The following is a 21,008-nucleotide window of genomic DNA, read 5'->3' on the forward strand; positions in this document are numbered from 1 at the left end:
ACAATCTTGTTTATTCAAAACAATTGTGATTATTTTAATAATTTCTTTAATTCACTCATAAATGTGTTCACATCTTTGAATTCACGGTAAATGGCTGCAAATCTTACGTATGCAACTTCATTTAAATCCTTTAATTTGTCCATGACCATCTCTCCGATCACAGATGTTTCAACTTCTCTTGTTCCCATGTTATAGATCTTTGTCTCGATCTCATCGATCGCTGCTTCGATCTGCCCCATGGATACTGGGAGTTTGTGACAGGATTGTACGATTCCATTCCGGATCTTGTTTCGATCGTAGAGTTGTCGTGTCTTGTCTTTCTTGATGACACTCAACGGTTCTGTCTCTATCTTCTCATAAGTTGTAAAACGTTTTCCGCATTCGTCACATTGTCTTCTTCTACGGATCGCATTGTTGTCTTCTGCCGGTCTGGAATCTACGACTCTGGAATTCTCACTTCCACAATATGGGCATCTCATCTTCTTGTACCTCCGTGTTTTTACTGCTTGAAGTATATCATTTTTTCTGTAGAAAAGAAAGCTTTTCTTTTATTTCAGGCATTCTTTTTCGTTGATATCGACTAGAATCGTATCTCTGCCGATCCTTACAATGCATTTGTAGGGGATTTTGTAAACTTTATTCTTGCCAACGCATATGAGCATCTTCGTTGTTTTGGGAACGATCAGATAACAGATCTTACCCGTATGGATTTCAAATTCGAGGTCTAGGACAAAGCCTAAACATTCTCCTGTATTACAATTGATCACATCTTTTTGCCGAAGTTCGAGAAATTTCATGTCAGGAATCCTTTTTCTTCCTATTATAATAGTATTCTTTTTTTCCATGAATAGAAGCAGAAAAAAGCAGGAGATTCTGATCTCTCGAATCTCCTGCTTCTTTATTATTATAATGATATAAAGAAAGATTAAGCTTCTTTCTTTGGTGCTGGTTTCTTAGGAACTAATTTCTTTCCTGTAATGATTCCTTTTGGACATTTACCTGCACATAATCCACAACCTACACATTTATCGTAATCGATCTGTGCGATGTTGTTTTCAACTTTGATCGCTCCAAGTTTACATACTTTTTCGCATGCTTTACATCCGATACATCCTGCTTTACATACAGACATAACGTTTTTACCGAATTCTTTAGAGCTGCACTGTACTCTTGTTTTCTTGTTTTCTGGTACAAGGTCGATCAATGCTTTTGGACATGTTTCTGCACATTTTCCACATCCTACACATGCTTCTTCATCGATGTGAGCGATTCCGTTCACGATAGAGATCGCATTTTCTGGACATACTGCTGCACAGCTTCCAAATCCCATACATCCAAATTCGCATCCTTTTGGTCCTGCACCTGGTACGTTCATCGCTTCGATACAGCTCTGAACTCCTGAGTACTGGTATTTGTCAGATGCTTTTTCGCAAGTTCCGGCACATTTTACGAATGCGACTTTCTTCACGAATTCTCCTGCTTCTACACCCATGATCGCACTGATCTTCTCAGCTGCAGCTGCTCCACCAACTGGACAGCCGTTCACTGGTGCTTCTCCATTTGCGATTGCTTTTGCAAGTCCATCACAACCTGCGTATCCACAACCACCACAGTTATTTCCTGGAAGTTCTGCACGGATGGCTACTTCCTTCTCGTCTACAGGAACTTTAAATTTCTCTGAGGCAATTCCCAGTAAGATTGCGATAAGCAGACCGGTTCCTCCGACAACAACCATGGCAAGTAAAATTGCTGATATATTCATCTTCTTTACCTCCTAAATAAGTCCTGAGAATCCGAAGAATGCGATTGCCATTAATCCTGCTGTTAACAGTGTGATAGGCATTCCTTTGAAAGATTCTGGGATGTTGTTGTATTCCATCTTTTCACGGATACCAGCAAGGATAACGATAGCAATTAGGAATCCTAAAGAGATACCGATACCATTGACTACGCTGGCGATGAAACTATAGTCGTTCTGTACGTTTGTTAATGCTGTACCAAGAACTGCACAGTTTGTTGTGATCAGTGGAAGGAATACTCCCAGAGATTCATATAATGCTGGCATAGATTTCTTTAATACCATTTCTACGAACTGTACTAATGCTGCGATTACCAGGATAAATACGATCGTATTTAAGTATGTTAAATCTGTTGGTACTAATAAAAATGTATAAATTAAATTTGTAACTGCTGATGCGATAGTAATAACGAAGAGAACGGCTGCACCCATTCCGGCTGCTGTCTCAACTTTCTTAGAAACTCCAAGGAAAGGACATAAACCAAGGAACTGGCTTAATACGACGTTATTTACCAGCGCTGAACCGATGGCAATTAACAGTAAACTTTTCATCTTAATCCTCCTTATTTGTCATCTACAGTTGTATCAAAAAAGCTTCTGGAACCGCAAGCGCTGTTTCCGCAGTGAGAACAATCTCCGCATCCACCACTCTGTGCTTCTCCGGCTTTTTTAGGTTTTTTGCTCTTAACTTTATTCTGGATCGCTACTAAGCATGCAAGTACGAAGAATGCTCCAGGTGCCAGGATAAAGATTGTGATTGGTTCGTATGCAGATGGCATTACCTGCATTCCGAAGATCTGACCTGCTCCTAATAATTCACGGAATGCTCCTAAAATTGTTAAGGCTACAGTAAATCCAAGTCCCATTCCAAGTCCGTCAAAGAAGGAGTTGATTGGTCCGTTCTTTGCTGCAAAGGATTCTGCACGTCCAAGGATGATACAGTTTACTACGATCAGTGGGATGTATAATCCTAATGCGTCGTTAACTGCTGGAACATATCCCTGTAATAGGAACTGTACGATTGTTACCAGAGATGCGATAACTACGATATATCCTGGAATACGTACACGATCAGGGATGACATTTCTTAATGCGGAAATGATCATGTTAGAAAACATTAATACGGCTGTTGTTGAAAGTCCCATTCCTGCACCGTTGATCGCAGATGTTGTTACTGCTAATGTAGGACACATACCTAACATTAAGACGAAGGTAGGGTTTTCTTTTACGATACCATTAATCAATCGTTCCATTGGATTTGGTTTCATGTTTAATTACCTCCCTTCAGGCTCTTTGAATATGCAACACAGCTGTTAACTGCACTTGTGACAGCACGGCTTGTGATCGTTGCACCACTGATGGCATCTACTTTAGAATCATCATTCTTACCAGATCCATCTTTTACAACTTCAAATTTGTCTGCTTTTTTGTTTTTAAAGTTACTCTTGAATTCTGGTTCTTTGGCTTTCATACCTAAACCAGCTGTTTCGCTGATGGATAATGTTTCATAACCATTGACTGTTCCATCATCTCTAACACCGACAGATAAAGATACATCTCCACCGTATCCTTCTGGGTTTGTTACAGAGAATACGTATCCAAGTTCTTTTCCGTTTTTGTCAACTGCTTTTACAACTTCAGAAATCGTGTTCTGTCCAAGATCATTTTTCTTTAAGACAGCTGCTACGTCTTTCTGGTCTAATTTTACTGTATCGAATTTCGCTGCATCTTTGAATACGGCTTTGTAAGCTTCCTGTTTTGTCTTTTCTTCCTGTGCGGCGATCGGTGCTTTTGTTACATTATATACGATACCTAAAAGGAGTCCTGCAATTAATGTGATCACACATAATTTGATACAATCCATTACGAGATTCTTATTCATTGCTCTTACCTCCTTTTTTTACGATTCCAAATGGAGTTGGTACTGTCACTCTCTCGATCAGTGGAACTAATAAGTTTGCAATGATGATTGAGTAAGATACACCTTCTGCCATTGGTCCGAACAGACGGAATAATCCAGTTAAAATACCAAGAACGATCGCATAGATGATCTTTCCGTTCTTTGTAATTGGAGATGTTACGTAGTCTGTTGCCATGAAGATCGCACCTAACATTAATCCACCACTGAAGATCTGTGCTGCCATGTAAGATAGATCAAATCCATGACCACCGAAGATCAGTACGAAGATTGCTACAACTGCAACGTAAACACATGGGATGATCGGAGAGATGACTTTCTTAAATACTAAGTATGCTCCACCGATGATCAGTAATAATGCAGATGTTTCACCAATTGTTCCAGGAACGAATCCTAAGAATGATTTCATAACATCTACGCTTTTTCCCTGTTCCATAACAGCAAGTGGTGTTGCTGTTGTTACACCATCATATGTAAATGTTGTCATTCTTGCTGCAAATGAGATCATTAAGAAACATCTTGCACCAAGGGCTGGGTTCATAAAGTTCTGTCCCAATCCACCGAACACCTGTTTTACAACGATGATCGCGAAGATTCCACCAAGGATTGGCATCCAGAATGGTGCTCCTGATGGTAAGTTTAATGCAAGTAACAGTCCGGTCAATGCCGCACTTAAGTCACCTACAGTAATTGGCTGTTTCATAAGTTTCTGGTAAATATACTCAACGACAACACAGGTAGCAACAGAAATTGCAACTGTCAGTGCCGCAGATGCTCCAAAGATATAGATACCAAAAATTGTAGCGGGTAGTAATGCGATGATAACATCTAACATAATCTTTTGTGTTGAGCCGTTATCTCTTACATGAGGGTTGGCTGACACATGATATAATGTTTCGCTCATATGTATCTCTCCTTTATTTCTTTCTACGGTTAGCTAATACCTGTTTACGACCTGTCTTCATGGACTGTGCAAGGTTACGTTTTGCTGGACATACAAATGAACAAGATCCACACTCAACGCATTCTGCTCCATAAAGTTTCTCAAACTCGTCAAACTGATTATGATCTGCTAATACAGATAATTTTGCTGGCATCAGCTTCTGTGGACAGACGCTTACACATCTTCCACAACGAATACAATTGCTTGGTTGGTTCGCAGCAACTTCATCTTTTGTGAATGCTAAGAAGCATGAGAATGTTTTGACAGCTGGTACATCTGTTGTAAACATTGCCATACCCATCATAGGTCCACCAGAAATGATCTTCTCAGGCTGTGTCTTAAATCCACCGGCTGCTTCGATCAGTTCCTGTACGTTTGTTCCTGTACGTACTTTAAAGTTGCTTGGATTCTTGATCGCATCTCCAGTAACTGTCACAACACGTTCGTATAATGGTTTACCATCTTTGACAGCTTCTTTGATCGCTACGATCGTAGCTACGTTATCTACGATGCATCCTGCATCTGCTGGTAACATGCTGGAGTTGATGCTTCTTCCTGTTGTTGCATAAATCAAAGAACGTTCTGCACCCTGTGGGTATTTTGTCTTTAATGTAGCAACGCTGATTCTTGCATCACCTTTTACTAATGCTTCTACTTTAGCAATTGCATCTTTTTTATTATCTTCAATACCAATGATACCTTTTGCTTTTGGGAACATATCAAGTACGATATTTAATCCTTCAATTAAAAGTTCTGGTGTCTCCATTAAGATGCGGTAGTCACCTGTGATATAAGGTTCACACTCCGCTCCATTTACGATGATATATTCGATCGCATCTGGATCTTTTGGCGCTAATTTCACATGTGTTGGGAATCCGGCTCCACCAAGTCCTACGATTCCAGCTTCTTTGATCGCTGCTAAAACATCATCTTTAGACATCTGATCATAAGGTTTTGCCTCAAAGGCAGCCTCTTTGAATTCTCCATCATTCTCAATTACGATAGAGTTAACTTTTGCTCCGGCTGGAGTCATTCTTGGCTCGATCGCCTTTACAGTTCCTGAAACAGAGCTGAAAATATTCGCGGATACAAATCCTCCAGCTTCTGCCACCTTCTGGCCTACTAACACCTGGTCTCCCTTGCTAACGATTGGCTGTGCAGGAGCACCGATGTGCTGACCTAAAGGTAAAACAACATCTCCTTTTGGCAGGTATTCGGTGATTGGTGAATTCTTTGCAAATTCTTTACCATCTGCCGGATGAACACCGCCGCTAAATGTAAACAATGCCATTTTAAGCCTTCCTTTCTTCTTTACATTTTTTTCCATTGCGAAAAAAAAGAGTTCTCATAAAATGAAAACTCCTTTGAACACAAGACTTATAATATCATAGTCTCTTTTATTTTTCAATGTTTTTTTAACAATTTCTTTGCATTTGCATACAAAATTCTATGTTTTTCTTCAGATTTTCTTAAGATTCTGAAATAATTTACAATTCTGGCTTTTATATTCTATCATTTACGGATCTGTCCATTTCCATAAATAATAAATTTGCTGGTTGTCAGTGCATCTAATCCCATTGGTCCTCTGGCATGAATCTTCTGGGTACTGATTCCGATCTCTGCTCCAAATCCAAATTCAAATCCATCAGTAAATCTTGTGGATGCATTAACATAAACGGCTGCTGCATCGATCTGATTTAAGAATTCCTGTGCATTCTGGTAAGAATCTGTGACGATCGCTTCCGAATGCCCCGTATTGTAATGATTGATATGTGCCACTGCTTCGTCAAAGCTGTCGACAGTTTTCACAGAAATGATAGAATCTAAGTATTCTGTTCCCCAGTCTTCTTCTGTTGCAGGGATGACCTGGTCATTTAAAGCACAAACTCTCTCATCTCCACGTACCTGTACTCCTTTTTCTAATAAAGCATCGATGATCGCTGGACCGTGACTCTCCAAGATATTCTTATGTAATACTAAAGATTCACATGTATTACATGTTCCAAGTCTCTGTGTCTTTGCATTGATGATGATGTTAACTGCCATGTCTTTCTGGGCAAATTCATCTACGTATACATGACAATTTCCTGTTCCTGTCTCGATCACTGGCACTGTAGAATTCTTTACAACACTTTGAATGAGTCCTGCACCACCTCTTGGAATCAGAACATCTAAGTATTCATTTAACTGCATCATCTTTGTAGCTGTCTCACGGCTTGTATCTGTCAGCAGCTGAATGCTGTATTTTGGCATATTGCAGGATTCTAGTGCACTCTGGATCACATTTGTGATCGCAAGATTTGAATTGATCGCATCACTTCCACCACGAAGAAGGCATGCATTTCCTGTCTTAAAACATAGTGCAAATGCATCTGCTGTTACGTTTGGTCTTGATTCGTAGATGATACCGACAACTCCTAATGGTACCGTTTTCTTACCGATCAAAAGTCCATTCGGTGTTTTCTGCATATGTTCTACAGAACCAATTGGATCATGTAGTTCAGCTACCTGACGAAGTCCTTCTGCCATTGCTTCGATACGGTCAGGATTCAGGGATAAACGATCGATCAACGCCTCGCTCATATCATTGCTTTTTGCATTCTCTACATCTTTATAATTCTCACTTAAGATATATTCCTGATTCTGTACCAGACATTTGGCTGCTTCTCTTAATACTTCATTCTTATCTTCAATCCCTGCTTTTCCAAGAATTATCGATGCTTCTTTTGCCTGTTTTCCTAGTTGTTCCAACATTATGAATGCCTCCTTTTCGGTGCGGTTTGCATCTATCTCCATCTGTTTTATCTGCTCTAGTTTAATCCTTTTGGTTTTAATGGAGTGATCGATCCATCTTCATTTTTGATACTTACATTATTAAGCTGTGCTCTTAAGTTTGCACGAACAGACTGGATGTATTCATGTCTTAACTTTCTCTGTTCTTCTTTCTGTTCTGGTGTTAACCCAATGGATTTATCCAGATTGTATAATTCATTAATTCTTTGAATATCTTTTTCTTTCATCTGTAATATTTCCTTTCTATATAATACATTGTTTTATCTTATTATGCCTTAAAATATGGGCGTTCTGTTAAATATTTCTTGAAATCAAAGTCTGGTCGTTTGTGTGCTAAGAATAATGTTCCGATCTCTTCTCCTGCAACAACTTTATTGACATTATTTAAATTATTGCTGTTTACGATCACCATATCTGCTCCAGCATCTGTTACGATATTGGCTGCTGCGATCTTCGTTTCCATTCCGCCAGTTCCGACCTTAGTTACAGCTCCTTTTGCCATTCTTCCGATCTTTTCATCTAAGACTGGTACTTCTGGGATCAGTTTGGCCAGTGGATTCTTGTGTGGGTCATCCGTATAAAGTCCGTCAATATCTGTCAGGAGGATCAATAGATCACCTTGTACAACCGCAGTTACGACTGCAGATAAGGTATCATTGTCACCAAACTCGATCTCTTCTGTCGATACCGTATCGTTTTCATTTACGATCGGGATCACGCCGAGTTTTAGTAATTCTTCAAATGTATTCTTGGCGTTATATCTTCTCTCGTCATTGAGCATCGTCTCTTTTGTGATCAGAATCTGTGCAGATCCCTGATTGTATTCAGCAAACAGTTTCTGGTAGATCATCATTAACTGTCCCTGTCCTACAGCAGAACATGCCTGCTTCATCGGAAGGGATGTCGGACGGTTTTCTAATCCCAGGGCTTTAAATCCTACACCGATCGCTCCTGAAGATACCAGGATCACGTCTTTTCCGCTGTTATGTAAGTCTGTTAAAACACGGACTAATTTCTCTAATCGGAATAAATTGATGTTTCCTGTTGCTTTATGGATCAAAGAAGATGTACCTACTTTGACGACAATTCTTTGTTTATCTTTTAGTTTTTCACGATTATTCATTTTACATTCACTCCTTGAAAGGTATTTTACACTGTAACGAGGGCTTGTGCAACCTTAATTCCATCCATTGCTGCAGAAGTGATGCCGCCAGCAAAACCTGCTCCCTCTCCGCATGGGTAGATTCCTTTGATATTGCTCTCAAATCCTTGATCTCTCTCGATTCTTAACGGAGAAGATGTTCTCGCTTCAATTCCGCACAAAATCGTATCTTCTCGATTAAATCCTTTGATCTTTTTATCAAAATATTGCATTCCTTCCGAAATCGCTTCACTGACCGGTTCTGGAAGACAGTTTCTTAAGTTTCCAAAACTTGTCAATCCTTTGGTATTCGGTGTGATCTCGCCAAAGGATTCTGTAATCTTTCCTTCTCTGAAATCTTTTAATGTCTGAACCGGGATTCTTCCTTTTCCTTCGCTAAAAGCTTTTTCTTCCCATTTCTGCTGAAATCTTACACCTGCTAATGCGTCATTTCCATCAAAATCCTCTGGTGTAACACTTGCGATGATCGCACTGTTAGAATTCTTTGCTGCTCGATCGTGATTGCTCATTCCATTGACCGTCAATCGTTCTGGCTCTGAGGACGCGTTGACCACGAAACCTCCCGGACACATACAGAAGGAATAAACACTTCTTCCATTGTTTGCATGATATGTTAGTTTGTATGATGCAGCTGGAAGATCATATTGATCTGCTCCCTTTCCATACTGCGAATGGTCGATCATCTCACGCGGGTGTTCCACACGAAGTCCGATCGCAAAAGCTTTAGGATTTATTTCCAGATCACGATCTGATAAGACCTTAAATGTATCTCTGGCACTGTGTCCCGGTGCTAAGATCGCTGCTTCTGTTTTAATTTCTTCTTTATCATTGATGATCAGCCCTGTTAATTTTCCATCCTGGATCACGAAATCTGTCACTTTCGCCTCAAAACGGACATCTCCGCCAAGAGATCTGATCTCTTCTCTGATCCCTGCAACGACATTTCTTAAAAGATCCGTTCCGATATGTGGTTTATTTTCATATAAGATCTCTTCTGGTGCACCATGTTCTACAAAAGTTTCTAAGACGAATCTATTCCTTCCGAATTTGTCTTTTACTAAGGTATTTAGTTTTCCGTCTGAAAATGTTCCTGCTCCTCCTTCTCCAAATTGTACATTGGATTCAGGATTCAGTTCACCACTCTCCCAGAAATGTTCTACATCTTTCATACGGTTTGTGACATCTTTCCCTCGTTCTAAGACGATCGGATGTAATCCGGCTCTTGCAAGCATCAGTGCTGCAAACAAACCTGCCGGTCCCATTCCGATCACAACCGGTGGATATTTAAATTCCCGCTGATTTTCTGGAAATTCAAACTTCTTTTCTTTTACTGCCATGATATTGCGATTTTTGTTCTTTTTGAGGAATTTCTCTTCTTGACCCTTACCTAATGTCACATCAACTGCATACACATAAGATAATTCTTCTTTTTTCCTCGCATCAATAGACCGTTTTACGATCTTGTATTGTTTATATTCTGTATTATGTAATGCTTTTTTTATCTTCTTCTCAAGTGCTGCCTCTTTGTGGTCGATCGGCAGCTTGATCTGGTTGATTCTTATCATTGTCTTCCTATCTGGCTTGCAGCGATGTATCCGGATGTAAATGCCCACTGAAGGTTGTACCCTCCGCATGTCCCATCGACATCTAGTAATTCACCGACAACATAAAGCCCCTCTAATAACTTTGATTCTAATGTTCCTTGTATGATTTCTTTTGTGGATACGCCTCCGGCTGTTACCTGTGCCATATCATATCCTTTATATCCTTTGATCTCAACTTCAAAGTGTTGGATCATATCTAAGATTCTGTTAAGATCTTTCTTGGAAATCTGAGCAACTGGTTTTCTCGGATCGATCTTTAATCTCTGTAAGATCGCATATACCAGTTTTTTATTTAAAAATCCCTGGAAAAATTCTTCGACTGTCTTATAATTGCAGCTTTTTAAGAATACTTCTGTTGTTTCTTCTAAGGTTACCATCTGTGGCATGAGATTTAAATAGATTTTTACTTTTTTCTTTCTTCTTAATGCTTCGATCGCAAAATGACTGATCTGAAAAATCGGGATTCCTGAAATCCCATATTTTGTAAACTGGACTTCTCCGTGTTCTTTGGCGATCAATTCATTATTCGCATAAACGCTGACATTGCTGACATTTCGAACTCCAGAGGTGTCTTTTAAATATTTTCCTTCTGCTTCTAATCCTACCAAAGACGGGAATGTATCCGTGATCTTATGATGAAAGTCTTTGGCAAGCTTGTATCCGCTTCCGTTGCTTCCTAAGTTCGGCTGTGCACATCCACCAGTTGCAAGGATCAGATTGCTTGATTGAAAACATTTGTCATTTCCATAGACATAAAATGTGGATTTGCGTTTCTCTGCTTTCGTGACTTCAAATTCTGTCAGAATATCTACGTGCAGATGCTTTAATTTCTGTGTCAATGTATCAACAACCGTTGCTGCCTGCAAAGATGCAGGATAATAATATCCATTTTGCTCTGTCACAAGCATTCCGAGAGATTCAAAGAACTGAATGAGATCTTCTAATCCAAATTCCTCGATCATCGGATAAGCAAAGGAAGGTCTCTGCCCTCTATAGCAATTCTCGTCCATGTAGGCATTTGACAGGTTGCATCTTCCATTTCCCGTTGCTAATATTTTCTTTCCTAATTTATCCATCCGTTCAAGCAAGAGGACTTTCTTATGATGACTAGCTGCTGTGATCGCTGCCATCATACCGGAAGCCCCTGCTCCAACGATGATCACATCATATTTCATTCGTTATTTTTCTCCAAATTTTTATTTTAACTACTGTATGATTCCAGAAAATGATATACTTCTTCTCTGTTTTCAAAGATAAAATTCTCTTTCAGCATATTTTTGATGTCTGCTGGCAAATTCTCTTTCTTCATATCTGTATATTCAAAAACTTCTTTGGTCTTATTGTTGATCACAGCCAGACTTCCATCAAGAATCTTCAGACTGTACGTCGCCTTGACCTTCTTGACTGCTTTGGTCTGTTTATTTTCAGCTGTTGTTGTTATCTGAGAGCGAACTTCCTTTAAGTTGTCCTTCTTTTCATTTGTTGAAAATGCAAGATAGCACATATAGATACATAAAACCGTGATCACGACCATATAGATCATTAAAAATCGATTGATCTTCTTCATGATGCAGCCCTCCTTTGACGATATTGTTGCCAAAGATAAGGGGATTTATACAAAAAGCCCAAATCATAGCAGATCTGGACTTTTTCTTCCTTTTATAAATGGAAGTCCTTACGATCCTTACAGCAAATGTAATTTCTTTGCTAATCTGACGATCAGATTTCCTTTTGGAATCTTAGTAAGTTCTTCTTCTGTAAATACTTTTAACTTAATGATCGCTGCAAAATAGATCAGTGCTCCAACTGGCACTGCAATGATCACGCAGACTGCAAAGCATACTCGCCCGAATGGAAGAACGCTTTGAACTGCATACTGGATCAGAAAACAGACAACACCCATCACTGCTGCACTTAATGCAGGCTTGATAAATGTCTTTGTGATCTCCTGATGAAAACCTGTGTATTTCTTGATGGAGTGTGCATTTAACAGACACATCACAAGTGAAAATGCCATAGTCGCAAATACCAATCCATATGTTTTACAATCTGTGTATGTCAATAAAAGCCATAATACAACGATATTGACTACAACAGAAATCGCAGAATGTCTGACTGGCACTCTCATCTTTCCCATTCCCTGTAAGATACCATTTGTCAATGTTGACAGACAGTAGAAAATAACGGAAACTGCACCGATCCGAAGCATAGCTGCTCCTAATCCCTTGGCATAGGTTGCACCGAAGATCAATCCATTGATCGAACTATTTAAGACACCTAGTCCAACTGCACATGGGATCGCGATCATCATCGTAAAACGTATCGCCATCTGGATACTGTCATTCATATCGTCCTTCTTGCCTAACGCATAGGCTGCAGAAACATTTGGCACGATCGCATTGGAAAGTGCAGATGCCATTGCAACTGGAACGTTGATCAGCACATTATACTGACCGCTGAACAAACCATAAAATTCTGAAACTACTTTCGCCGTAATTCCTTTTCCTACTAAGATATTGCTAAAGATCGTCTGATCGATCGTTGCACTACAGTTATAAATCGCTGTACTAAAGATCACTGGTGTGATCGTCAACAATAAGATCTTTAAGATATTCCCATAAGATTCAATATATTTTGTACGGTCATGTTTCATCTGAATCTTGACCTTTGGCTGGTATGCACGATAAATGATAAAGCAGAAGATCAGTCCTGTTAAAACGCCGACTCCTGTACCGATCGCACTACCTGCTGCCCCATGTCTTGCGATCTCATATGTGATCTTGTTTGATGGCAGATATGGTAAGATCAGTACATATGCCATCAAAATACTAAAGATCGCATTCAAGATCTGCTCAATGATCTGGGAAATGGATGTTGGCACCATTGTATTATGTCCTTGAAAATATCCTCTAAGTACTCCAAGAATTCCAGAGAAAAAGATCGTTGGAGAAATGACCTGAAGGGCAAGTGCTGCACCTTTTTGATGTCCGACAAAGGTTGGTGCTCCAAAATATGCGATCATGGACGCGATACCGCCAACGACAACTGCATAAACTAATGCTCCATAGAAGATTCTCTGAGCATTGATATATTCTTTCTTCGCAAGTCTTGCAGAAATTGATTTGGAAACTGCAAGTGGAATACTAAAGGATGCGATCAGCAGAATGATATTATAGATATTATACGCATAAGAATAATATCCCATACCTTCCTTGCCAATGATCCCAAACAGTGGACTACGGTATAATAATCCGATCACACGGCAGACAATGGATGCTGCGGCTAAGATCATTCCTTGCATTAAAAATGAGTTTTTACTGCTTTTACTCATACTAAACCTCTTTCATCTCTTGTATATTTCGTCTTTGTCAAAATCTCTTCCTGACGTTTTTCCATATCTTTTCGTTCTTCCTCTTCCATATGGTCATATCCAAACAGATGTAACATACTGTGAGCGATCAAAAAGGCATATTCTCTCTCCCTGCTGTGTCCATAATTCTCGGCCTGTTCCCATACCTTGTCCATGGAGATCACAATATCTCCAAGCAGAAATTCACCGCTCTCCGGATCAAATGCCATCGGATCTTCTTCAATCTTTGAGAAATCCGCTGGTTCTTCGTATTCTGCCATTGGAAATGACAGTACATCGGTTGGCCGGTCGATCTCTCTTTGTTCTTTGTTGATCGCATGAATCGTTTCATTATCAGTTAGCATTAAGTTCACTTCGCACTCATAAGGGCAGTCCACATAATCAATCGCTGCCTCGATCACTTCATGTGCGATCTTCTCATAAGGGATATTGATCTCCCCTTCGTATTCATTCTCGATTATAATACTCATAACATTCCTATCTTCTGTTCTTTTTGTTATTGTTATTCTTATTCTTTTTCGCAGATCTGGCTGCTTCATATTGGTCATATGCTGCAACGATCTTCTGTACTAATGGATGTCTGACAACGTCCTTATTGGTAAGCTCACAGACTCCGATCTCTTTGACTTTTCTTAATACTTTTAAGGATTCTTCTAGTCCTGAAATGCTGTCAAACGGCAGATCTTTCTGTGTTAAGTCACCCGTGATGATCGCTTTGGAACCAAATCCAATACGTGTTAAGAACATCTTCATCTGAGCAGGTGTCGTATTCTGTGCCTCATCTAAGATAATGTATGCATTATCCAGTGTACGACCTCTCATGTAAGCCAATGGAGCAACTTCGATCAAGCCTTTCTCCATATTCTTCATAAATGCGTCAGCCCCAAGGATCTCATATAATGCATCATATAATGGCCTTAAATATGGATCAACTTTACTCTGTAGATCTCCAGGTAAGAAACCTAGCTTCTCTCCTGCCTCAATCGCTGGTCTCGTTAAGATGATACGGCTGACTTCATCATTCTTAAATGCTGTGATTGCCATTGCCATTGCAAGATATGTCTTACCAGTTCCTGCAGGACCGACTCCAAATGTGATCATCTTATTCTTGATCGCATCGACGTATTTTTGCTGTCCTAAAGTCTTTGGTTTGACTGCTTTGCCCTGGATCGTATGACAGATAACATCTTTATCAAGCTCCAAAAGACTTGGAGATTTCTCTTCCATTGATAACGATAACGCATAGTTTACATTCTGCTCTGTGATCACATTTCCTCGTTTGGATAATTCGAGTAATTCATCGATCACGGAGATCGCATGATTGACTGCCTGCTGTGTTCCAATACATTTTAAATGGTCACCTCTCAGGATCAGACTCACATGCAGTGTTTTTTCGATTTTCTTCATATAGGCATCAAACTGCCCGAATACATTCCCGCCATGTTCTGCCGGAAAATTCATTTCTATTTCAACTGGATTCATCTAATTCTCAGTCTCCTTCTTTGTGTATATTCCTTATGTATTCTACCATCTGTTACAAAGTTTTTCAACCTGAGTGGCAAAATCCATATGGCCTGATTCATAACTTTTATTTATTGCTGCGCTGTTGTTGGTGTGATCATTTCTTCTTGTTTCTTTGTTAATTTCTTGATATTTCGGATCTTTCCGACACTTTCTTCTTTGATGATCGATGCATTAACTTCATATCGGTTGTTCTTTTTTTTATAATTTCCTTCACAATGAACGATCTTTGCTCCTGCTTTTGCTTTCTTCATAAGATATCGTTCCAGCTGTTTTTTTAATTTTAACTGTGCTTCTTTTTTTGTCAAGATTTTCTTCTTTGGCCTGTATCTTTCAGTTATCTGCATCGTGATCCCAATGGGCAGATAAAAAGATTTCCCTATCTTTAATGATCTTCTCTTTGTCATAACATTTGTATGATCCTGTCTTTTCTTTTCAGGAAAATCGAATTGATACTGTCCAAAATATAAATTTTTGATGCTCTTTTTCTTGCCTGTGATCAGCTTTTCGTAATATTCCATGGGAATTGAATTGTTGTACACCTCTTTGGTGCGCATCACGATTTCACCATCTGCCTTGATCTTATCCGTCTGTGTCACGGTAAAATCATCACTGTAGTAATAGATCAGTCCAGAAATTAAAGTTGTTCCGCTTTTGACACTATCCCCAACACTTACAAGCGGTGTTCCACTTTTGACCGCCATTTTTATAATGATCCCTGATTTATTTGCCACTATATCACATGGCTTCTTTGGATTCTGCTTTGTTTTGCGATCTAAGGTTTCTTTTATCTCAATATGCAGTCTTGTTCCCTGAATCGAACAGGATGCCCACGCAATCTCAGCATAATCTTCCCTCAGATGGTCTTCTAATGCATCACAGTCAATCTGATATTTTAATGTTCCTAAATGATAGTAATTATCTGTGACATATTTTAATATCTCACTTTCTGAATATATTTCCCCGCCAGAAACCGTGATCTCCCACAAAAACTGGCTAAAGGAAAAAATCATCAAACCACATAAGCACATGGAAAAAAATAATATTTTGCGTTTTTTATGTTCTTTTAAGAAATATGGCAGTCCTTTTTGCCCTTGTAATGTAAGATCAACATTTGCTTTCTCTGCTAATGCTTCCAACATTTGATAAGCACTTCGTCTGATAAAAAACACATAGCCGTCTGATACTGGTTTTAGTTCCCACAATACAAGATGATTTTTTGCACAGAGATTCAAAAAACGCTCTGTCTGATATCCTTTGACTTGAAAATACAGCCTTCCAAATATAAAGTGCAGAATTTTAAGCATTTCTCATGCTCCTTTCAAAGAATATCATACATATTCCAGCCTTTTGATCTTTCCTTTGATCTTCATTGATTCCTGTGAGTAAAAATCAACTGCCAGATCACATCCACAAATATTTAATATGACATGATTTCCCTGAATCGAGATCTTATTCTCATCATATGATACGATTCCCCTGTAGTTTTCTATGTATGCTTCACAGTTTCCTGTCAAGGTTATAATGAAATCTCCAAACACCACATCTCTTGGAAGAGAAAGTCCTTTAGCAATCACTTCTTTTGGTTTCTTCTTCATGCAAAACTCCTTTTGTGGCATTTGGTTTAATATATGCCGAAAAAAAGCACCATATACCTGTTCCCAGGTAAATGATGCTTATCTTTTCAATCAAGTAAAAATTATTTAGATTTTCTCTTACGAGCCGCTTCAGACTTTTTCTTACGTCTTACGCTTGGCTTTTCGTAATGTTCTCTTTTACGAATCTCCTGCTGAATTCCTGCTTTTGCACAGTTTCTCTTGAATCTGCGAAGAGCGCTATCTAAAGATTCATTTTCTTTAACGATTACGTTTGACATTCTATTCCCGACCTCCCCTCCAGTCTTGTACTTGTGCATAGGACTGTTTGGGTTTTAATTTTTTGCACTAGATTAGTATATCACATTTTAGATTTTTGTCAACTATGAAATTTGACTTTCTAAAATTTCTTTTACTTTTGCTACTGCTTCTGGGATTCCGGCTGGGTTCTTTCCTCCGGCCTGGGCCATATTTGGACGTCCTCCACCGCCGCCTCCAACGCATCCGGCGATCGCTTTGATCAGGTTTCCAGCGTGTGCTCCTGCTTTCTGTGCCTCGTCTGTTACCATGGCAACTAAGAATACTTTTCCGTCTTTCTGGGAAGCAAGGACAATAACACCTTCTCCTAATTTCTCTTTTAAGTTATCTCCAAGTTCACGAAGTCCATTCATATCGACGTCTTCTATAGAAGTTGCAAGAAGTTTCACTCCTTTTACTTCTTCTACCTGATCCATAACATCTCCCAGAGCGTCTTTTGCAAGTTTGCTCTTTAAGGATTCGTTTTCGCTCTTTAATTCTTTTACTTCTGCAAGAAGTGATTCAATTCTTGTCAGCAGTGTTGCTGGTGTAGCTTTTAATGCTTTGGCTGCTTCTTTTAATTCTTCTTCCTGCTTATGGTAGTAGTTAAATACTCCCTGATCTGTCACTGCTTCGATTCTTCGAACTCCTGATGCAACACCAGTTTCAGATAAAATCTTGAATGCTGTGATCGCTCCTGTATTCTTCACATGAGTACCACCACATAATTCTACAGAGAAATCTCCCATGGATACAACGCGTACTTCGTCTCCGTATTTCTCTCCAAACAGTGCCATAGCTCCTGTTTTCTTAGCTTCTTCCATAGACATAACTTTTGTCACAACTGGAAGATCCTGAGCGATCTTTTCGTTGACAATCTTCTCAACTCTTGCGATCTCATCATCAGATAATGGTGAGAAATGTGTAAAGTCGAATCTTAAATGTTCCGCATTATTTAAAGATCCTGCCTGCTCTACATGAGTTCCAAGCACTTCTCTTAATGCTTTCTGTAATAAATGAGTTGCACTATGGTTCTTTGCACCTAATGCTCTATTCTTCTCATTCACTGTAAAGACTGCTTTGTCTCCTACGTTGAATGTTCCTTCGACTACATGTCCAACATGTCCAAACTTACCACCGGATAATTTAATGACATCTTCTACTTCAAAAGATGCATCTCCGCTGATGATCACACCTTTATCTGCTTCCTGACCACCGCTTGTAGCATAGAATGCTGTCTGGTCAGCGACGATCGTTCCTTTGTCTCCTTTGTTCAGAGTTGAAACAACTTCTGTCTCTGTTGTCATAGCTGTGATCTCACCTTCACAAGTAAGTTCATCATATCCAACGAATTTTGTTGTCATGGCTGGATCTAACTGTTCGTATACAGTTGCATCTGCACCCATGTAGTTTGTTGTCTTTCTTGCAGCTCTGGCAGTCTCTCTCTGAACCTGCATTTCTTTTTCAAAGCCTTCTTTATCTACAGTAAATCCCTTTTCTTCTAAGATCTCGATCGTCAGATCTAATGGGAATCCATATGTGTCATATAATTTGAACGCATCTGCACCAGCAAGTTCTTTGCTGCCTTTCTCGTTCATAGCTTTTTCCATATCTGCTAAGATAGACAGTCCCTGATCGATCGTCTTGTTGAACTGTTTTTCTTCCTGAGATAAATGATTGAAGATAAATTCTGCTTTCTCTTCTAATTCTGGATATCCATCCTTGGATTCACGGATCACGACTTTACTGATATCTGTTAAGAACAGATGATCGATCCCTAATAATCTTCCATGTCTTGCTGCGCGGCGAATCAGACGGCGAAGTACATATCCACGTCCTTCGTTAGATGGTGTGATACCATCAGATAACATAAATGTAGCAGAACGAATATGGTCTGTGATCACACGGATCGATACGTCTGTCTCGTGGTCTGTACCATAAGTAACTCCTGCAACTTTACAGATCTCATCGCGGATCGCTTTGATAGAATCTACGTCGAAGATAGAATCTACTTCCTGTACAACGACTGCAAGACGTTCCAGTCCCATACCTGTATCAATGTTCTTATTCTCTAATTCTGTATAATGGTTGTGTCCATCATTCTCAAACTGTGTAAATACGTTGTTCCATACTTCCATATAACGGTCGCAGTCACATCCTACCGTACAGTCTGGGCTTCCACATCCATATTTCTCTCCACGGTCATAGTAGATCTCTGAACATGGTCCACAAGGTCCTGCCCCATGCTCCCAGAAGTTGTCTTCTTTTCCAAAACGGAAGATTCTCTCTGGTGCGATTCCGATCTCTTTCTCCCAGATCTCGAATGCTTCATCATCATCTTCGTATACAGATGGATATAATCTGTCAGGATCTAATCCGATCACTTCTGTTAAAAATTCCCAAGACCATGCGATCGCTTCATGTTTGAAGTAATCTCCAAAAGAGAAGTTTCCTAACATCTCAAAGAATGTACCATGTCTTGCTGTCTTACCAACATTCTCAATATCTCCTGTACGGATACACTTCTGACATGTTGTCACTCTTGTTCTTGGTGGTACTTCCTGTCCTGTGAAATAAGGTTTCAGTGGTGCCATACCAGCGTTGATCAGTAATAAACTGTTATCGTTCTTTGGCACGAGTGAAAAACTCTTTAATGCTAAATGTCCTTTACTTTCGAAAAACTCAAGATACATCTTCCTGAGTTCGTTGACTCCATATGCTCTCAACGTTTCATCCTCCTAGTGTCGTTTCATTATATTTAAGAAGACCTTGCCTTTACGGCTTTTTAGCTGCATGAGCCTGTATTCTCATGCAGCTAAATGATCTTCTCTTAATCATGTATGATCTTATGATTCTTTCTTCTTTGCCTTCGCACGACCGACTCCGAAATAAATTCCTGCCGCAGAGCATGCAAAAAGAATCGCAAACTTCAATACATAAGAGACTAATTCTGATAAAAATGCTGTCATAATCTTGCCTCCTTATCTTATAAAGTCGATTATACCAAATCGAACTTAGAAACACAAATATTTTCTCACAAAGATTACGTTCTTAATCTTCTTTTTCTAATAAATCTGTGTAGAAGCAAGAATAATTTCCTGTATGGCAGGCAGCTCCGATCTGTTTTACCTTAGCAAGTAAGGTGTCTCTGTCGCAGTCAATATATAAATCTTTGACATACTGATAATGTCCGGATGTCTCCCCTTTGATCCATAATTCATCACGGCTTCGGCTGTAATAAGTCATAATCCCTGTCTCGATCGTCTTATCATATGCTTCTTTTGTCATATATGCGACCATCAAAACTTCATTTGTCTTATGATCCTGTACAACAACGGTTAACATTCCGTCGCTGTTTAATTTGAATTCATCAAAACTCATCTTGCTATTTAATGGTTTTGCCTCATTACTCATCTTATAAGGCTCCTTTCGTGGAAAGTACATCTGTGATCCTTGGATCCATGCTGGTTGCTTCATCCAAAGCTTTTGCAAATGCTTTAAATGCTGCTTCGATCATATGATGATTATTCTCTCCATGTAATTTCTTCAAATGAAGATTCATCATGCTGCCGTAAGATACTGCATAAAAGAATTCTCTTACCATCTCTGTGTCAAATTCTCCAACGCGATCAACCGTAAAATCACAATCCATCACAAAATATGGTCTTCCAGACAGATCGATCGCACATAACATTAATGTCTCATCCATTGGAAGCATAAATGATCCATAACGTTTGATCCCTTTCTTATCTCCAACAGCCTGTTTGATCGCTTCTCCAAGTACGATTCCGACATCTTCGATCGTATGATGGCAGTCTACATAGAGATCTCCCTCAACTTCCACATCAAGATCAAAAAATCCGTGACGTGCAAATGCATTTAACATATGGTCAAAAAAACCGATTCCTGTATGGATATTTCCATTTCCATTTCCATCAAGATCAATGGAAAGTTTGATCTTTGTCTCACTTGTATTTCTCTCAATTGATGCACTTCTACTCATATTT

Annotated in this window: 24 protein-coding genes; all 24 read right to left on the reverse strand. The window is 39.3% G+C overall.

Annotated elements, in window-relative coordinates; all coding sequences use genetic code 11:
* Positions 1–29 precede the first annotated feature (29 nt).
* A complete protein-coding gene (gene nrdR, locus QUE18_RS07630) occupies positions 30–479 on the reverse strand; it encodes a transcriptional regulator NrdR (RefSeq protein WP_009204284.1) in 450 nt (149 codons plus the stop codon).
* A 69-nt stretch (positions 480–548) separates the two neighbouring features.
* Complete coding sequence (locus QUE18_RS07635) at positions 549–797, reverse strand: PRC-barrel domain-containing protein (RefSeq protein WP_040344464.1); 249 nt, start codon at positions 795–797, stop codon at positions 549–551.
* 128 nt (positions 798–925) lie between these two features.
* Complete coding sequence (locus QUE18_RS07640; protein WP_009204286.1) at positions 926–1,762, reverse strand: RnfABCDGE type electron transport complex subunit B; 837 nt, start codon at positions 1,760–1,762, stop codon at positions 926–928.
* Between the two features lie 12 nt (positions 1,763–1,774).
* Entirely contained in the window at positions 1,775–2,350 is a 576-nt protein-coding gene (gene rsxA / locus QUE18_RS07645; protein WP_008391304.1) for an electron transport complex subunit RsxA, read from the reverse strand.
* Positions 2,351–2,361: 11 nt separating this feature from the next.
* Positions 2,362–3,066, reverse strand: coding sequence for an electron transport complex subunit RsxE (gene rsxE, locus QUE18_RS07650; RefSeq protein ID WP_009204287.1), 705 nt, complete (start codon positions 3,064–3,066; stop codon positions 2,362–2,364).
* Positions 3,067–3,068: 2 nt separating this feature from the next.
* The gene (locus QUE18_RS07655) at positions 3,069–3,680 is read right to left on the reverse strand and encodes an RnfABCDGE type electron transport complex subunit G (RefSeq protein ID WP_008391307.1); all 612 of its coding nucleotides are present in this window, start codon (positions 3,678–3,680) and stop codon (positions 3,069–3,071) included.
* The gene (locus QUE18_RS07660) at positions 3,673–4,620 is read right to left on the reverse strand and encodes an RnfABCDGE type electron transport complex subunit D (protein WP_008391309.1); all 948 of its coding nucleotides are present in this window, start codon (positions 4,618–4,620) and stop codon (positions 3,673–3,675) included. Before QUE18_RS07660 ends, QUE18_RS07655 begins: the two co-directional genes overlap by 8 nt.
* 13 nt (positions 4,621–4,633) lie before the next feature.
* The gene (gene rsxC, locus QUE18_RS07665) at positions 4,634–5,950 is read right to left on the reverse strand and encodes an electron transport complex subunit RsxC (RefSeq protein ID WP_015530432.1); all 1,317 of its coding nucleotides are present in this window, start codon (positions 5,948–5,950) and stop codon (positions 4,634–4,636) included.
* A 221-nt stretch (positions 5,951–6,171) separates the two neighbouring features.
* Positions 6,172–7,413: a glutamate-5-semialdehyde dehydrogenase gene (locus QUE18_RS07670; protein ID WP_009264266.1), complete on the reverse strand. Its 1,242-nt coding sequence runs from the start codon at positions 7,411–7,413 to the stop codon at positions 6,172–6,174.
* Between the two features lie 56 nt (positions 7,414–7,469).
* On the reverse strand, positions 7,470–7,679 hold the full coding sequence (locus QUE18_RS07675) for a DUF896 domain-containing protein (RefSeq protein ID WP_008391314.1): 210 nt from the start codon (positions 7,677–7,679) through the stop codon (positions 7,470–7,472).
* Positions 7,680–7,720: 41 nt separating this feature from the next.
* Entirely contained in the window at positions 7,721–8,575 is an 855-nt protein-coding gene (gene proB, locus QUE18_RS07680; RefSeq protein ID WP_008391317.1) for a glutamate 5-kinase, read from the reverse strand.
* 26 nt (positions 8,576–8,601) lie between these two features.
* Entirely contained in the window at positions 8,602–10,179 is a 1,578-nt protein-coding gene (locus QUE18_RS07685; protein WP_009204289.1) for an NAD(P)/FAD-dependent oxidoreductase, read from the reverse strand.
* Positions 10,176–11,393 (reverse strand): BaiN/RdsA family NAD(P)/FAD-dependent oxidoreductase, encoded by a 1,218-nt coding sequence (locus QUE18_RS07690; protein ID WP_009204290.1) that lies wholly within the window; start codon positions 11,391–11,393, stop codon positions 10,176–10,178. Before QUE18_RS07690 ends, QUE18_RS07685 begins: the two co-directional genes overlap by 4 nt.
* Positions 11,394–11,419: 26 nt before the next feature.
* Positions 11,420–11,785: a hypothetical protein gene (locus tag QUE18_RS07695; protein WP_009204291.1), complete on the reverse strand. Its 366-nt coding sequence runs from the start codon at positions 11,783–11,785 to the stop codon at positions 11,420–11,422.
* Positions 11,786–11,902: 117 nt separating this feature from the next.
* Complete coding sequence (locus QUE18_RS07700; RefSeq protein WP_009204292.1) at positions 11,903–13,549, reverse strand: putative polysaccharide biosynthesis protein; 1,647 nt, start codon at positions 13,547–13,549, stop codon at positions 11,903–11,905.
* Entirely contained in the window at positions 13,546–14,058 is a 513-nt protein-coding gene (gene ybeY, locus QUE18_RS07705) for an rRNA maturation RNase YbeY (protein ID WP_009204293.1), read from the reverse strand. Before ybeY ends, QUE18_RS07700 begins: the two co-directional genes overlap by 4 nt.
* A 7-nt stretch (positions 14,059–14,065) precedes the next feature.
* A complete protein-coding gene (locus QUE18_RS07710) occupies positions 14,066–15,070 on the reverse strand; it encodes a PhoH family protein (RefSeq protein ID WP_009204294.1) in 1,005 nt (334 codons plus the stop codon).
* Between the two features lie 110 nt (positions 15,071–15,180).
* Entirely contained in the window at positions 15,181–16,416 is a 1,236-nt protein-coding gene (locus QUE18_RS07715; RefSeq protein ID WP_009204295.1) for a sporulation protein YqfD, read from the reverse strand.
* A gap of 24 nt (positions 16,417–16,440) precedes the next feature.
* Positions 16,441–16,707: a YabP/YqfC family sporulation protein gene (locus QUE18_RS07720; RefSeq protein WP_009264302.1), complete on the reverse strand. Its 267-nt coding sequence runs from the start codon at positions 16,705–16,707 to the stop codon at positions 16,441–16,443.
* Between the two features lie 101 nt (positions 16,708–16,808).
* Complete coding sequence (gene rpsU, locus QUE18_RS07725; protein ID WP_015530429.1) at positions 16,809–16,985, reverse strand: 30S ribosomal protein S21; 177 nt, start codon at positions 16,983–16,985, stop codon at positions 16,809–16,811.
* Between the two features lie 102 nt (positions 16,986–17,087).
* Positions 17,088–19,727: an alanine--tRNA ligase gene (gene alaS / locus QUE18_RS07730; protein WP_077327221.1), complete on the reverse strand. Its 2,640-nt coding sequence runs from the start codon at positions 19,725–19,727 to the stop codon at positions 17,088–17,090.
* 120 nt (positions 19,728–19,847) lie between these two features.
* On the reverse strand, positions 19,848–19,970 hold the full coding sequence (locus QUE18_RS07735; protein ID WP_008391330.1) for a hypothetical protein: 123 nt from the start codon (positions 19,968–19,970) through the stop codon (positions 19,848–19,850).
* An 82-nt stretch (positions 19,971–20,052) separates the two neighbouring features.
* On the reverse strand, positions 20,053–20,415 hold the full coding sequence (hisI, locus tag QUE18_RS07740; RefSeq protein WP_008391331.1) for a phosphoribosyl-AMP cyclohydrolase: 363 nt from the start codon (positions 20,413–20,415) through the stop codon (positions 20,053–20,055).
* A gap of 1 nt (position 20,416) precedes the next feature.
* Positions 20,417–21,004 (reverse strand): imidazoleglycerol-phosphate dehydratase HisB, encoded by a 588-nt coding sequence (gene hisB / locus QUE18_RS07745; protein ID WP_009204298.1) that lies wholly within the window; start codon positions 21,002–21,004, stop codon positions 20,417–20,419.
* Positions 21,005–21,008 lie beyond the last annotated feature (4 nt).

The sequence above is a fragment of the Anaerostipes hadrus ATCC 29173 = JCM 17467 genome (assembly GCF_030296915.1).
Lineage (GTDB): Bacteria > Bacillota > Clostridia > Lachnospirales > Lachnospiraceae > Anaerostipes > Anaerostipes hadrus.

What these genes read in the sequence shown, in the direction of transcription:
- nrdR (WP_009204284.1), bottom strand. Translation starts at nt 479, where the DNA reads ATGAGATGCCCATATTGTGGAAGTGAGAATTCCAGAGTCGTAGATTCC.
- QUE18_RS07635 (WP_040344464.1), bottom strand. Translation starts at nt 797, where the DNA reads ATGAAATTTCTCGAACTTCGGCAAAAAGATGTGATCAATTGTAATACA.
- QUE18_RS07640 (WP_009204286.1), bottom strand. Translation starts at nt 1,762, where the DNA reads ATGAATATATCAGCAATTTTACTTGCCATGGTTGTTGTCGGAGGAACC.
- rsxA (WP_008391304.1), bottom strand. Translation starts at nt 2,350, where the DNA reads ATGAAAAGTTTACTGTTAATTGCCATCGGTTCAGCGCTGGTAAATAAC.
- rsxE (WP_009204287.1), bottom strand. Translation starts at nt 3,066, where the DNA reads ATGAAACCAAATCCAATGGAACGATTGATTAATGGTATCGTAAAAGAA.
- QUE18_RS07655 (WP_008391307.1), bottom strand. Translation starts at nt 3,680, where the DNA reads ATGAATAAGAATCTCGTAATGGATTGTATCAAATTATGTGTGATCACA.
- QUE18_RS07660 (WP_008391309.1), bottom strand. Translation starts at nt 4,620, where the DNA reads ATGAGCGAAACATTATATCATGTGTCAGCCAACCCTCATGTAAGAGAT.
- rsxC (WP_015530432.1), bottom strand. Translation starts at nt 5,950, where the DNA reads ATGGCATTGTTTACATTTAGCGGCGGTGTTCATCCGGCAGATGGTAAA.
- QUE18_RS07670 (WP_009264266.1), bottom strand. Translation starts at nt 7,413, where the DNA reads ATGTTGGAACAACTAGGAAAACAGGCAAAAGAAGCATCGATAATTCTT.
- QUE18_RS07675 (WP_008391314.1), bottom strand. Translation starts at nt 7,679, where the DNA reads ATGAAAGAAAAAGATATTCAAAGAATTAATGAATTATACAATCTGGAT.
- proB (WP_008391317.1), bottom strand. Translation starts at nt 8,575, where the DNA reads ATGAATAATCGTGAAAAACTAAAAGATAAACAAAGAATTGTCGTCAAA.
- QUE18_RS07685 (WP_009204289.1), bottom strand. Translation starts at nt 10,179, where the DNA reads ATGATAAGAATCAACCAGATCAAGCTGCCGATCGACCACAAAGAGGCA.
- QUE18_RS07690 (WP_009204290.1), bottom strand. Translation starts at nt 11,393, where the DNA reads ATGAAATATGATGTGATCATCGTTGGAGCAGGGGCTTCCGGTATGATG.
- QUE18_RS07695 (WP_009204291.1), bottom strand. Translation starts at nt 11,785, where the DNA reads ATGAAGAAGATCAATCGATTTTTAATGATCTATATGGTCGTGATCACG.
- QUE18_RS07700 (WP_009204292.1), bottom strand. Translation starts at nt 13,549, where the DNA reads ATGAGTAAAAGCAGTAAAAACTCATTTTTAATGCAAGGAATGATCTTA.
- ybeY (WP_009204293.1), bottom strand. Translation starts at nt 14,058, where the DNA reads ATGAGTATTATAATCGAGAATGAATACGAAGGGGAGATCAATATCCCT.
- QUE18_RS07710 (WP_009204294.1), bottom strand. Translation starts at nt 15,070, where the DNA reads ATGAATCCAGTTGAAATAGAAATGAATTTTCCGGCAGAACATGGCGGG.
- QUE18_RS07715 (WP_009204295.1), bottom strand. Translation starts at nt 16,416, where the DNA reads ATGCTTAAAATTCTGCACTTTATATTTGGAAGGCTGTATTTTCAAGTC.
- QUE18_RS07720 (WP_009264302.1), bottom strand. Translation starts at nt 16,707, where the DNA reads ATGAAGAAGAAACCAAAAGAAGTGATTGCTAAAGGACTTTCTCTTCCA.
- rpsU (WP_015530429.1), bottom strand. Translation starts at nt 16,985, where the DNA reads ATGTCAAACGTAATCGTTAAAGAAAATGAATCTTTAGATAGCGCTCTT.
- QUE18_RS07735 (WP_008391330.1), bottom strand. Translation starts at nt 19,970, where the DNA reads ATGACAGCATTTTTATCAGAATTAGTCTCTTATGTATTGAAGTTTGCG.
- hisI (WP_008391331.1), bottom strand. Translation starts at nt 20,415, where the DNA reads ATGAGTAATGAGGCAAAACCATTAAATAGCAAGATGAGTTTTGATGAA.
- hisB (WP_009204298.1), bottom strand. Translation starts at nt 21,004, where the DNA reads ATGAGTAGAAGTGCATCAATTGAGAGAAATACAAGTGAGACAAAGATC.